13 protein-coding genes are annotated in these 13,068 nt (G+C 67.7%); 4 read left to right on the forward strand and 9 right to left on the reverse strand.

Features of this window, described 5'->3' with window-relative positions; all coding sequences use genetic code 11:
- Positions 1-57 precede the first annotated feature (57 nt).
- Complete coding sequence (gene astB / locus ACFYLW_RS15100; RefSeq protein ID WP_312062301.1) at positions 58-1,392, forward strand: N-succinylarginine dihydrolase; 1,335 nt, start codon at positions 58-60, stop codon at positions 1,390-1,392.
- A gap of 327 nt (positions 1,393-1,719) precedes the next feature.
- Here astB and phhA read toward each other — a convergent pair whose 3' ends face one another.
- Positions 1,720-2,595, reverse strand: a complete 876-nt coding sequence (gene phhA, locus ACFYLW_RS15105; RefSeq protein WP_312062299.1) for a phenylalanine 4-monooxygenase — start codon at positions 2,593-2,595, stop codon at positions 1,720-1,722.
- Positions 2,596-2,667: 72 nt separating this feature from the next.
- Positions 2,668-2,982, reverse strand: coding sequence for a heat shock protein HspQ (gene hspQ, locus ACFYLW_RS15110; RefSeq protein WP_292084589.1), 315 nt, complete (start codon positions 2,980-2,982; stop codon positions 2,668-2,670).
- Between the two features lie 148 nt (positions 2,983-3,130).
- On the opposite strand from hspQ, the gene ACFYLW_RS15115 reads away from it, so the two are divergent.
- Entirely contained in the window at positions 3,131-4,258 is a 1,128-nt protein-coding gene (locus tag ACFYLW_RS15115) for a Ppx/GppA phosphatase family protein (RefSeq protein WP_313472607.1), read from the forward strand.
- Here the strand turns inward: ACFYLW_RS15115 and ACFYLW_RS15120 are convergent.
- The 5 genes from ACFYLW_RS15120 to gyrA are packed head-to-tail and all read right to left on the reverse strand — an operon-like array spanning position 4,231 to position 10,130.
- Entirely contained in the window at positions 4,231-5,115 is an 885-nt protein-coding gene (locus ACFYLW_RS15120) for a peptidylprolyl isomerase (protein WP_313472548.1), read from the reverse strand. The two genes, ACFYLW_RS15115 and ACFYLW_RS15120, sit on opposite strands and share 28 nt — an antisense overlap.
- A 24-nt stretch (positions 5,116-5,139) precedes the next feature.
- The gene (locus tag ACFYLW_RS15125) at positions 5,140-5,982 is read right to left on the reverse strand and encodes a peptidylprolyl isomerase (protein ID WP_312065548.1); all 843 of its coding nucleotides are present in this window, start codon (positions 5,980-5,982) and stop codon (positions 5,140-5,142) included.
- A 14-nt stretch (positions 5,983-5,996) separates the two neighbouring features.
- The gene (gene coaD, locus ACFYLW_RS15130) at positions 5,997-6,479 is read right to left on the reverse strand and encodes a pantetheine-phosphate adenylyltransferase (protein ID WP_312065549.1); all 483 of its coding nucleotides are present in this window, start codon (positions 6,477-6,479) and stop codon (positions 5,997-5,999) included.
- Positions 6,480-6,531: 52 nt separating this feature from the next.
- Complete coding sequence (locus ACFYLW_RS15135; protein WP_312065551.1) at positions 6,532-7,332, reverse strand: aminotransferase class IV; 801 nt, start codon at positions 7,330-7,332, stop codon at positions 6,532-6,534.
- Between the two features lie 29 nt (positions 7,333-7,361).
- A complete protein-coding gene (gene gyrA / locus ACFYLW_RS15140; protein ID WP_312065553.1) occupies positions 7,362-10,130 on the reverse strand; it encodes a DNA gyrase subunit A in 2,769 nt (922 codons plus the stop codon).
- A gap of 213 nt (positions 10,131-10,343) precedes the next feature.
- Between gyrA and ACFYLW_RS15145 the strand changes: the two genes are divergently transcribed.
- Entirely contained in the window at positions 10,344-10,874 is a 531-nt protein-coding gene (locus tag ACFYLW_RS15145; protein ID WP_390183220.1) for a superoxide dismutase family protein, read from the forward strand.
- 4 nt (positions 10,875-10,878) lie between these two features.
- Here the strand turns inward: ACFYLW_RS15145 and ACFYLW_RS15150 are convergent, their stop codons facing one another.
- Positions 10,879-11,781, reverse strand: a complete 903-nt coding sequence (locus ACFYLW_RS15150) for a DMT family transporter (RefSeq protein WP_312065556.1) — start codon at positions 11,779-11,781, stop codon at positions 10,879-10,881.
- Between the two features lie 129 nt (positions 11,782-11,910).
- Between ACFYLW_RS15150 and ACFYLW_RS15155 the strand changes: the two genes are divergently transcribed.
- On the forward strand, positions 11,911-12,483 hold the full coding sequence (locus ACFYLW_RS15155; protein ID WP_312065558.1) for a nucleoside 2-deoxyribosyltransferase domain-containing protein: 573 nt from the start codon (positions 11,911-11,913) through the stop codon (positions 12,481-12,483).
- Positions 12,484-12,544: 61 nt separating this feature from the next.
- Here ACFYLW_RS15155 and ssb read toward each other — a convergent pair whose 3' ends face one another.
- On the reverse strand, positions 12,545-13,054 hold the full coding sequence (gene ssb / locus ACFYLW_RS15160; RefSeq protein ID WP_312065559.1) for a single-stranded DNA-binding protein: 510 nt from the start codon (positions 13,052-13,054) through the stop codon (positions 12,545-12,547).
- Between the last annotated feature and the right edge of the window lie 14 nt (positions 13,055-13,068).

Here is a 13,068-nt window from a genome sequence, read left to right on the forward strand (position 1 = left end):
CACCACTCATCCGAGCGCCTTCAGCGCCCACCTTCTCCCTCAAGGGGAGAAGGACGCATGAAGGCCATCGAAGCCAATGCTGACGGTCTGATCGGGCCGACCCACTCCTATGCGGGGCTGTCGCCGGGCAACCTCGCCTCCAGCCTGAACAAGGGCGAGGCGTCGAATCCGCGCGCGGCGGTCTTGCAGGGCCTCGACAAGATGAAGCGGCTGGCCGACCTGGGCCTGCCCCAGTTCGTCCTGCCCCCGCACGAGCGGCCGAACATCCCTTTCCTGCGTTCGCTCGGCTTCTCAGGCAACGACAAGACGGTGCTGGCCAAGGCCTGGCGCGACGCACCCGCCTTCGCCGCCGCCGCCTGTTCGGCCTCGCCCATGTGGGCCGCCAACGCCGCGACGGTGACGCCCAGCGCCGACGCCGCCGACGGCCGGGTCCACTTCACCCCGGCCAACCTGCACACCAACCTGCACCGCTCGCTGGAGCACGCCCAGACCAAGCGGGCGCTGGACGCCCTCTTCCCTGACGCGCGCAAGTTCGCCGTCCATGACGCCCTGCCCGCCGTCGCCCATCTGGCCGACGAGGGCGCCGCCAATCACGTCCGCCTGTGCGCCGAGCATGGCGGTCGCGGCGTAAATCTTCTGGTCTGGGGCCGCGAAGCCTTCGAGCCCTGGGAAGGCCGCTTCCCCGCCCGCCAGACGCGCGAGGCCAGCCAGGCCATTATCCGCCGCCACGAAGCCGGTCGCCCGGTTCTGGCCCAGCAGTCCCGCGCCGCCATCGACGGCGGCACCTTCCACAACGACGTGGTCTGCGTCGGCGCCCTGGACACCCTCTTCTTCCACGAACTGGCGTTCGAGGACACGGACGCCACCAAGGCCGCCATCCGCCGCGCCGCCGACGGCCTGTTCGAGCCTCGGTTCGTCGAGGTCTCCGCCGCCGACCTGCCGCTGGCCGACGCCATCAGCAGCTACCTGTTCAACTCCATGCTGATCCAGATTCCAGGCGAGGACCGCCTGACCCTGATCTGCCCGACCGAAACCCGCGACAATGCTCGCAGCCATGCGGTCGCAGAACGTCTTGCCGCCTCCAACGGCCCCATCGGTCGGGTCGAATATGTCGATGTGCGCCAGTCGATGCGCAACGGCGGCGGCCCCGCCTGCCTGCGCTTGCGCGTCGTGCTGACCGACGATGAACTGGCCGCGACCAACCCCGCCATGCGCATGACCGACGAACTGCACGGCGCCCTCAGCGTCTGGGCCCTGCGCTGGTATCGCGACAGCCTGACGGGCCAGGATCTGGCCGACCCCGCCCTGCTGGACGAGACGCGCGGCGCCCTTGACGAACTGACGGGGATTCTGGGGCTGGGCGGCGGCTTCTATCCGTTCCAGCGGGATTAAGTCTGTTGCCCCGCCGTCATCCCGGGGCGGCGCAGCCGAGCCCGGGACCCAGGCGGCAAGTCACTAGTGCGTCCCGTCCAGCTTGAACGCCTGGGTCCCGGCTCTCCCCTCGCTGTCGCGAGGCGAGGCCGGGATGACGGCAAGAGAAGATCGGATGTCGCGCATATCCGCGACCAAAAAATTAAAGACTTTCAAAGCCTAGGGCAAAGCTAGAGCCAAACCGCGCACCCCACCTTCGCCACGCGTCATCATCCCCTCCCGGTCAGCGCCACGGAGGGGATTTCAGACGATTCAGACGAATTGGACTCTGCTTTTCGCCCGCCGCCCTCAGGCTGCGAAGCGCCCGCCCTTGGCCGCATAGGCCTGGGTCCCGCGCGTGAAGACGCGATCGCTCGGCAGAACCGACTCGATCGGCAGCTCTTCGGCCCCCTTCAGTCGCTCATAGATCGGCCCGAAGTCCTGCAGGGTGACTTCCTTCAGCTTCTCGATGCTGTCGATGACGAAATAGACCTGCTGGAAGTCGTCGATCCGGTAGAGGGTCTTCATCACCCGCTCCAGGTCGAAGCCCAGGCGGTTGGGCGAGGCGTCCTCCAGGCTGAACACGCTCTCGGTCGCCGACGAGACGATGCCTGCGCCATAGATGCGAAGGCCGTCGGCCTCCTTCATCAGGCCGAACTCGACCGTGTACCAGTAGAGGCGGGCCAGGTTCTTCAGCATCCCCAGCGACTGCGCCCGCTGCCCGCCCTTGCCGTAGGCCTCCATATAGGCGGCGAAATCGGGGTCGGTCAGCATAGGCACATGACCGAAGACGTCGTGGAAGATGTCCGGTTCCTGCAGGTAGTCCAACTGATCCGGCTTGCGGATAAACTGGCCCGAGACGAAGCGACGGTTGGCCAGATGGTCGAAGAAGACGTCGTCCGGCACCAGACCGGGCACGCAGACCACGGTCCAGCCGGTCAGGGCCTGCAGCTTGGGATTCATCACCTCGAAGTCGGGGATGCCCCCCATGTTCAGGTCCAGGGCGTCCAGCCCGCGCATATAGGCCTCGCAGGCCCGCCCGGGCAGAATCTTCATCTGCCGGGCATAGAGGGTGTTCCAGGTCTCGTGCTCGACGTCGGTATAGGCCGCCCAGTTCTGCGGGATGGTCCAGTCGGCGGCGGCGCCTTCGGGCGGGGCTTCAAAGACGTGTTCGAAATCGGACATGGGAACGCTCCTCGCGGCTCTGACGGCCGTTGAGGGCAGATTAGCGCGCCCTCTAGCCGTCGTCACGCACGTCTATTGCAGCGTTTGGAAACGCGGCGCGTGCCGCCCCTGCGCATCGACGGTGAACCACTCCCGCTCATCCTCGGGCGACAGGGGCTCGATCTCGGGCGTCGCCACCAGGGCCTCCTCGGCGGCATAGGCGATCACGCCGCCCTCGGTGTCGGCGATGAGGATACGATAGAAGGGCTGATCGCTGGCGACCACGCCCGTCTCTGCGGCCGGGCCTGCGTAGGAGGCGTCCACATCCATGACCAGGCCGTGGAAGGCGTGGTCGCGATGGCGGACGATCTGTCCGAGGCCGAACCGGGCTGTGTGAACCTGGGTCATGTTGCAATTAGTACGCCCCCGAAGTTGAAGCGGATGCATCCCGGTCTGTTCATCTTTCCGACAGGAAGGACTTGGCGTGGCCGTTAGTCCCGGTTTACGCTGGTTCCGACGGGCGCCGTTCTGGACCGCCCACATGAAAGCTCGGCCCATGCCGGAGACCCCTGGCGCGCCTGCACGGCGCGACGCGCGGTCCCAGCCCACGAAGTCCCGCGATTCAGGGACTTCCGGTCGCGATGCGCCCCTCTATGGCGCGCTCGACCTGGGGACCAACAACTGCCGCCTGCTGATCGCGCGCCCCGCGCGCGACGGGTTCCGGGTGGTCGACAGCTTCAGCCGCATCGTCCGGCTGGGCGAAGGCCTGTCCCTCACCGGACGCCTGGATGACCGCGCCATGGACCGGGCCTATGACGCCCTCGCCCTGTGCGCCGAACGCGTGGCCCGCAAGGGCCTGGACGCCAGCCGCCTGACCGCCGTCGCCACCCAGGCCTGCCGCGCCGCTGACAACGGCGAGGCATTCATCGAACGGGTGCGTCGCGGCACCGGGCTGAAGCTCAGGATCATTGATCCCGCCGAGGAGGCCAGCCTGTCGGTCGCCGGCTGCCTCAACCTGTTCGACCCGCGCGCCGAGGCGGTTCTCGTCATCGACGTGGGCGGCGGTTCGACCGAATTGTCCTGGATGGCCCGCACCGCGCGTGGATTCGAGAACAAGGGCTGGATGTCGGCGCCCATGGGCGTCGTCACCCTGGCCGAACGCCACCCCGAGCCGTCCGGCGACACCGAGGCCTGGTATGAAGCCATGGTCGCCGACGTCAGCGCCGCGCTGGCGCTGGGCGGCCCCAGCGACGCCTCGGTGCGTCCGCTGTTCGAAAGCGGGCGGGTGCACATGGTCGGCACCTCGGGGGCCATCACCAGCCTGGCGGGCATCCATCTGGGCCTGCGCCGCTATCAGCGCGATCTGGTGGACGGCCTATGGATGACGCGCGCCGACTGCGAGGCGGCGGCGCTGCGCCTCAAGCGGCTGGGCCCCGCGGGCCGGGCGGCGGAAAGCTGCATCGGGCCCGATCGCGCCGATCTGGTGCTGGCGGGCGCGGCGATCCTGGAAGCCGTGCAGCGCGCCTGGCCCTGCGAGCGCGTGCGCGTCGCCGACCGGGGCCTGCGCGAAGGCCTGCTGCTGCAAAGGATGCGCGAGGACCGCCAGAAGCCCCGCCGACGCCGTCGCCGGGGCCGCAACAACGGTCAGGCCGGCAATCAGGCGGCGGGCGCTCCGGCGACCTGAACCGGCAGGTCGATGTCGCAGACCGAGAAGTCGGCGCCCTTGGCCTGACGCGCCGCGTCGGCTAGCGCGAGGAACTGCGGCGACGCCGTATCCAGAACGCGAACGGTCGGGCGTTCGGCCGGCGGCAGGTCGGACGCCGCCCGCACCCGCTTCATCTGATCGGGACCGGTGACGATGCCGTCGGGGTTAGGGCTGGCCTTCAGCGACCGCACTACGTCCAGACCCGACACGACCCGGCCCCAGATGGTGTAGCGCTTGTCCAGCGAGGGATAGGGCTGGCGCATCAGGAAGAACTGGCTGTTGGCGCTGTCGGGCGCCTCGTCGCGCGCCATGCCGGCGACGCCGGGGCAATACAGGCCCCAGGCGTGGACCTTGCGGTCCGCCGTCGTGGCCATATAGGCGTCGGGCTGGGTCTGGACCGGCAGGGAATGCAGGAAGCCCAGCACCGCCCCGGCGGGCGCGGCCACCGCCGCGAACGGCGTCTGACCGTCGCGGCGGAAGGTGAACTCGGCCTTCAGGTCAGGATAGGCGCTCTGGCCCTCGCCCGTGCCCAGGGGATCGCCGGTCTGGGCCATGAACTGATCAATGACCCGGTGCCAGACCTGGTTGTCATAGAAGCCGCGCCCCGCCAGCAGCCGGATGCGCTCGACATGGCCCGGCGCGACCTCGGGGGCCAGCTCAACCAGAATGCGGCCCTTGTTGGTGTCGATCACCAGCAGGTTCTCGGGCGCGACCGTGCGCCACTCGCTGGCGACGACGGCCGGCGCCGAGGCGCTCGGCGCCGCTTCCTGCGCCCAGGCCGCTCCGGCCAGCATCAGGACGGACGCCGCCGCCAAACCCGTTGAAAAGCGCATCATCGTCCCCTCCCCCGATTGGAAAACTCAGCCGCCCGTGACCTGAACCACAGGCTGCACGTCGCAGATGCTGAACTGGGCGCCGCGTGCGGCGCGTGCTGCTTCAACAGCGGCGTTGAACGGCGCAGAGCCCGGCACGGCCACGCGCACGCTCGGCCGCTGTCCCTCCGGCAGGGCCGAGGCCAGTTGCACCTTGGTCATGACGTCAGGATCGACGACCTTGCCGTCCTCGGCGTCGCTGCCCGCTTTCAGCGACTTCACCACGTCCAGACCCTGAAGGACGTGGCCGAAGGTCGTGTAGCCGCCGTTCAGGTTGTCGTTCTGGCCCGTCATCAGGAAGAACTGACTGTTGGCGCTATCGGGCGATCCCGCCCGGGCCATCCCCGCCACGCCGGGGCAGAACAGCCCCTGTGCGCCGACCTTGAAGTCAGCCGTGACGAACATCTGCGCATCGGGTTGGGTCACGACCGGCAGGCTGCCCATGATGCCGCGCACGCCGGGACCGCTGTTTTCAACGGGCGCAAAACCGCTGTCGCGTCCGCGGCGGAAACTGAACTCGCCCTTCACGTCCGGCAAATCGCTGCCGCCCGCGCCGGTGCCTTCGGGGTCGCCCGTCTGGGCCATGAAATCGGGGATGACGCGGTGGAACTTCAGCCCGTCATAGAAGCCGCGATTGGTCAGGGTGCGGATGCGCTCGACGTGGTTCGGCGCCGCCCGCGGCTCAAGCTCGACCAGAACCCGGCCCTTGGAGGTGTCGATCACCATCAGGTTCTCAGGCGCGACCGTGCGCCATTCCGAAGCGGTCTGGGCGGCGGCGGAGCCCGCGATCAAGGAAACCGCAGCGGCGGCCAGAAGCGTCTTGAAGGTCATGTCTATCCTGAAATCTAGCGCTGCACCTTGGCGCGCACCTGGGCGGCGACCGCCGGGCTGACGAAGCTCTCGATCGCACCGTCCAGACGGGCGATCTCCTTGACCAGCCGCGAGGCGATGGCCTGATGGCGCGGATCGGCCATGAGGAACACGGTCTCTATGTCGCTGTTGAGGCGCTGGTTCATGGCCGTCATCTGGAACTCGTATTCAAAGTCCGCGACCGCGCGCAGGCCGCGCACGATGACGTTGGCGTTCACCTCCTCGGCGAAATGCATCAGCAGGCTGCTGAAGGGCTGGACCTGAATGTCGGCATCAAACCGCGCGACCTCGGCCTTCAGCATCTCGACGCGCTCGGCGGTCGAAAACAGGGGGCCCTTGTCGTCGTTCTGCGCCACCCCGATGACCAGGCGGTCGACCAGTTTGATGGCCCGCCCGATGATATCCATGTGGCCGTTCGTGACCGGGTCGAAAGTCCCCGGATACAGTCCGATGCGCATGGCCTTCGCCTCCCCGCGTTTCGACCCGTTTAGCAGGTGCGAAATCAACGGCCTAGATTTTCTGACGCGGGTTTGATCGCCAGGCGTCGATCAGCCGCGAGATCGCAGAGTCGGCCGGGCCGAACTGATGGCCGTCAATAGTCGCGACAGCGCAGGCGGGCGTGGCGCTGTTGCAGATGAAGGCCGCGTCGAAGCGCGCCAGATCGGACAGATGCACTGAGCGGATGACGCTGCTCAGGCCGAAATCCATCATCCCGCGTTGCAGCAAGGCCTGCCCCGTTCCGCCCAGCATGGGCGCTTCGGGCCAGACCACCGTCTCGCCCTGAAGAAAGCCGATGTTCCAGATGGAGCCTTCGGAGATCGCCCCCGCGCCATCAACGAACAGGGCGTCGTCGAACCCGGCCAGAACCGCCTGCCGCCGGACGCGGGTCAGGCCGAAAGTGGCCGCGTGCTTCAGGTGCGGGACTTCGCGTGCATAGACCTGGGTCTGAAGCCGCAACGACGCCGTCAGCGGCGCGGCGGGGGCTGAAAGCGTGGTCAGGACGCGCGGCTGAACCACCGCCTCCGGCGCGCGCAGGCTGATGGCGTCGGAGAAGAGATTGACCCGCAGACTGAACCGGCCCGATCGCCCGTCCAGCGCCTGTCGCATCCGATCACGCAACGTCGCCTCAGGCACAGCGAGGCCAAACAGGTCGACGGCTTCGGCTTCCAGACGGGCCAGATGCAGGTCCAGGCCCCGCACCGTCCCGTCCTCGACCTGCATCGAGGTGAAGGCGCCGTAGTTGGACAGGACGAAATGGCCCAGATCGTCGGCGCCGGCGGGCCGGCCGTCGATCTGCATTTCAGCTGTCATGCAAACCTCCGGCCTGGCGGAAGGGCCGATCAGCCCTCGCCGCCCTCTTCGATCACAGCCTCGTCCGCGCCGTCATCGTCGCCGCCCGAGTCGGGCAGGCGTTCGACCGAGACGACCTTCTCGTCCTTGCCGGTGCGGAAGATGGTCACGCCCTGGCTGGAGCGGCCGACGATACGGACCTGACTGACCGGGGTGCGGATCATCTGGCCGCCGTCGGTGACCAGCATCAGGTCGTCGCTGTCCTCGACCGGGAAGGCCGCAGCCAGACGCGTGCCCGCGCGACCGCCCAGGCCGTGGGCCGTCAGCCCCTGCCCGCCGCGACCGGTGCGGCGATATTCATAGGCCGAAGACCGCTTGCCGAAGCCGGTTTCCGTGACCGTCAGGATGAACTGCTCGGCCGCGCCCAGTTCGGCGATGCGCTCGACCGACAGGGCGGCGTCGCCGACAACCTCGTCGTCCGCCTCAACAGCCGTAACCTCTTCGTCCACGTCCGCGCCGGCCAGAGCCTTGCGCATGGCGTTGGCGTGCTTGACGTAGGCGGCGCGCTCTTCCGGCGAAGCGTCCACACGGCCCAGAACGGCCATCGAGATGACCTCGTCGTCGCCTTGCAGACGGATGCCGCGCACGCCGGTCGAATCCCGGCCCTTGAAGACGCGCACGTCATCGGCCTTGAAGCGGATGGCGCGACCCAGCTTGGTCGTCAGCAGGATATCGTCGTCGGCGTTGCAGATGGCCACGCCGACCATGCGGTCGTCGTCTTCCAGCTTCATCGCGATCTTGCCCGCACGGTTCACCGTGGCGAAATCGCTGAGCTTGTTACGCCGCACGTCGCCCGACTTGGTGGCGAACATGATGTCGTAGTTGTCCCACTCGGACTCGTTCTCGGGCAGTGGCAGCACGTTCATGATGCTGTCGCCCGGCTCGATGGGCAGCAGGTTGACGAAGGCCTTGCCGCGCGACTGCGGGTTGCCCAGCGGCAGACGCCAGGTCTTCAACTTGTAGGCCTTGCCGTTGGTGGCGAAGAACAGAACCGGGGTGTGGGTCGAGGCCGAGAAGATGCCGGTGATGGCGTCCTCGTCCTTCATCGTCATGCCCGACTTGCCCTTGCCGCCGCGATGCTGGGTCCGATAGGCGTTCAGGGCCACACGCTTGACGTAGCCGCCGTGGGTGACGGTGACGACCATGTCCTCGCGCGGGATCAGGTCCTCGTCCTCCATCTCGGCGTCGCCTTCCCCGATCAGGGTGCGGCGCGGCACGGCGAACTGCTCCTTCACCAGCAGCAGGTCTTCGCGGATGATAGCCAGGACGTTGGCGCGGTCCGACAGGATGGTCAGGTGGCCCTGGATGGTGTCGGCCAGACCGCGCGCCTCGCCGAAGATGTCGTCGCGGCCGAGGCCCGTCAGACGCGACAGGGTCAGGGCCAGAATGGCGCGGGCCTGTTCGTCGGTCAGGCGGATCTTGTCGCCCTCGACCAGAACCGTGCGCGGGTCGGCGATCAGCTCGACCAGGGCCATCATGTCCCCGACCGGCCAGGCCTTGGCCTGCAGCCGCTCGCGCGCTTCGGCCGGGTCGGCCGAGCTGCGGATGATGTGGATGACCTCGTCGATATTGGCGACGGCGACGGCCAGACCGACCAGGACGTGGCCGCGATCGCGGGCCTTGGCCAGCTCGAACTTGACGCGGCGGACGACCACTTCCTCGCGGAACTCGAGGAAGAGCTCCAGCAGCTTGCGCAGGCCCATCTGCTCAGGACGGCCATGGTTCAGAGCCAGCATGTTGACGCCGAACGAGCTTTGCAGCGCCGTGTAGCGGAACAACTGGTTCAGGATGACGTCGCCCGAAGCGTCGCGCTTCAGCTCGATGACGATCCGCATGCCCTGACGGTCGGACTCGTCGCGGACGTCGGAAATGCCTTCCAGACGCTTCTCGCGCACCATTTCGGCGATGCGTTCGATCAGGGTCTGCTTGTTCACCTGGAACGGCAGTTCGGTGATGACGATGGCGTCGCGATCCTTGCGGATCTCCTCGACCGAGGCGCGCCCGCGCACGATTACCGAGCCGCGTCCGTCGCGCAGGGCGTTTCGCGGCGCCGTGCGGCCCATGATCTCGCCGCCCGTCGGGAAGTCGGGCCCCGGCACGATGTCCAGCAGGGCCTCGTCGCCCATGTCGGGGTTGTCCAGCAGCGCCACGGCCGCGTCGACGACTTCGCCCAGGTTATGCGGTGGGATGTTGGTCGCCATGCCGACGGCGATACCACCAGCGCCGTTGACCAGCAGGTTCGGAATCCGCGCCGGCAGGACGACGGGCTCCAGCTCCTTCTCGTCGTAGTTCGGCTGGAAATCGACCGTGTCTTTTTCGATATCGGTCAGCAGGGCCACCGCCGCCGGGGCCATCTTGGCCTCGGTGTAACGCATGGAGGCCGGCATATCGCCGTCGACCGAGCCGAAGTTGCCCTGACCGTCGACCAGCATCAGCCCCATCGAGAAGGGCTGCGCCATCCGCACCAGGGCCATGTAGACCGAGGCGTCGCCGTGGGGGTGGAAGCGACCCAGCACGTCACCAACGACGCGCGCGCACTTCGAATACGACCGCTCGGGCGTCATGTTCAGGTCGTGCATCGAATAGAGGATGCGACGGTGAACCGGCTTCAGACCGTCGCGCGCGTCCGGCAGGGCGCGGCTGACGATGACGCTCATGGCGTAGTCGAGGTAGGAGCGTTTCAGCTCGTCCTCGATCGTGATGATGGAGATGTCGCCGGGCGCCGAAGGTGCGGCGTTGTCGTAGCTGTCGTCGGTCAAGGAAATCAGGCTTTAAATGGCCGGAATCGGAACGTGATCCGCTGTTCCGGTTTCTAGCATCCGGGGGCCGCTGTGGCAAAGAAACGCCGCTGATATCCCCATGCCCAAAAGGACAGGAAAACCATGCGTCTGACTGCTGCCGCCCTTACCGCCTTCGCAGCGACTTCGCTGCTCGCCGCAAGCGCCTTCGCCCAGAGCCATGATCACGCCGCCATGGGCCACGGCGCGCACGGTCAGGCCGCCGCCATGGACCATTCCGCCATGATCCCGCGCGCCACGCCGGGCCAGACAGGTCAGGCTTCGATCATCAACGGCGCCGGCGCCGAAATCGGCAAGGCGACCCTGACGCAAGGCGCCACCGGCCTGCTGATCAAGGTCGAGGCTGCGGGCCTGACGCCCGGCTGGCACGGCATCCACATCCACGCCACGGGCCAGTGCGCCGCCCCCTTCACCTCGGCGGGCGCCCACATCAACCACACCGATCCGAAGACGCCGCACGGCCTGCTGAACGTCCAGGGCCCGGACGACGGCGACCTGCCCAACCTCTTCGCTGCCGCTGACGGCTCGGCTCACGGCGAGTTCTTCACCACCAAGGCCCGCATCAGCCAGGACGGTCCCGGCCAGTGGCTGTGGGACGCCGACGGCTCGGCCCTGGTGATCCACGCCAACCCCGACGACCACAACAGCCAGCCCATCGGCGGCGCGGGCGACCGCGTGGCCTGCGCCGTCCTCAGCGCGAACTAAACGATCAGACCTTGGCGGGGGCGCCGGCGCGCAGGCCGCGCTCCCCCAGGGCGACCGTGACCACGCCAATCAGGGCAATGGCCACCCCGGTCAGGATCTGCGGCGTCAGCACGTCGCCCATCCACAGCCAGCCGATCAGGATGGACACCAGGGGCGAGCCCAGCAGATAGGGCGTCACCCGCCCCGCCTCACGCCGCTGCACCAGCCAGAAAACCAGACTGGTCGCGAACACCGACGAGATCAGACCGGCCCAGACCAGGGTGCCCCAGACGACGGGCGGCGCGATCTGAGCCGCCTCCCACTGCCCCGTCTCGAACACCAGCGACCCGATGGTCAGCGCCGGGAAGGCCATCAGGGCCAGCAGCCCCTGCATCTTCAGCGGCGGGATGGAGGTGGTGCGGCGCGCGATCACCGTCGTCAGCGCCCAGGCCGAGGCGCCGAGGGCCCCGACCGCGATCGCCTTCCAGTCCTGCAGAGCGTGCGGGTCCAGCGTCATCCAGGCCACCCCGACGAAGGCGATGACCAGCCCGATGGTGGCCATCCGACTGATCCGCTCGCCCAGCAGCAGAAAGGCGAACAGCGAGGTCAGAGGGATCCACAGCTGAGTCGCCACCGTCACCGGACTGACGTCGTGGGCCAGCCAGAAGGCCAGATAGATCAGGCCATAATGGATAGGGCCGCCCACCACGGCGATGATCAGCAGGCTTTTCCAGTTCGGAAAGGGCGGCCGCACGAACCAGACCAGGCAGGCGGCGGCGATGGCGAAGCGCAGGGCTCCCACCATCAGCGGCGGCATGACCTCGGTGGCGATCTTGGCGGCGGCGTTGTTGACGCCCCAGATCAGCATCACCGCGATGATGGCGGCGATCTCGAGCAGGCTGAGCGGGGAATGGCGATGGCTGGACACCGTGACCTGATGCCACAGGCCGCCGCGAAAGGCCCGTCACGTTCGATGACCGCTCTTTTCCGTCGCCGTCGCCCTACTCTTAGCCCGACGAGATGCTATGCCCCGCCCCTTCGCGAACCCGAGGCAGACATGAACCGCACGCTGGCCGCTCTGATGATCTCCGTCGCCGCCATGGCGGCCACGCCCTCGCTGGCGCAGACCGCCAAGAGACCGACCGCCGTGGTCTCGCCCCAGCCCCTGCCCATCGACGACAGCCGTCCGCGCCTCTTCCTGGGCGGCAGCATCGACATGGGCGGCGCGCCGGACTGGCAGGCGGCCATGACCTCGGCCCTGGCCGACATGGACGTGGTGATCCTGAACCCCCGCCGCCCAGACTGGAACCCGAACTGGCGCCCCGAGGCCGACGAGCCCGAGTTCCGCCGTCAGGTCGAGTGGGAGCTGGCCGCGCTGGAATCCGCCGACGTCATCGTCATGTATTTCGCCCCCGGCACGCAAAGCCCCATCAGCCTGCTGGAAATGGGTCTGCACGCGCGCGGCGGAAAGCTGATCGTCCTGGCTCCCGAGGGATTCTGGCGCAAAGGCAATGTCGACATCACGGCCCAGGCCTACGGCGTCAAACAGGTCCAGTCCCTGCCCGAACTGACCGCCGCCGTCCGCGAGGCCTTGAGCGACGCCGCGTCCAAGGGCCGCTTCGCGCGCTGACACGAAAAAGGCCGCGCCCTCCTCTCGGAAGACGCGGCCTGATCTTTCGGTCGACCCGACCTTAGAACGGGATGTCGTCGTTCAGGTCGTAGCTTTCCTTGGGACCCGACGGCTTGTTGGCGCCGCCGGTCGAGAAGCCCGAGGAGTAGTCGTCGTCGTTGCGGCCGCCGCCGTAACCGCCGCGATCGCCGCCGCCCATGCCGCCGCCCTGGCTGTCGTTACGACCGCCCAGCATGGTCAGCTGGCCGTTGAAGCGTTGCAGCACGATCTCGGTCGAGTATTTCTCGACGCCCTGGGCATCGGTGTACTTGCGGGTCTGCAGCGCGCCCTCGATGTAAACCGTCGAGCCCTTCTTCAGGTAGTTCTCGGCCACCTTGACGATGTTCTCGTTGAAGATGACGACCGCATGCCACTCGGTCTTTTCCTTGCGCTCGCCGGTGGCCTTGTCGCGCCATTGTTCCGAGGTGGCGATGCGCAGGTTGGCGACGCGGTCGCCGCTGTTCAGCGTGCGGATTTCTGGGTCGCGGCCCAGATTGCCGATGAGGATGACCTTGTTGACGCTGCCGGCCATGACCGATGTCCTTT

The organism is Brevundimonas sp. NPDC007368, assembly GCF_042869015.1.
GTDB lineage: Bacteria > Pseudomonadota > Alphaproteobacteria > Caulobacterales > Caulobacteraceae > Brevundimonas.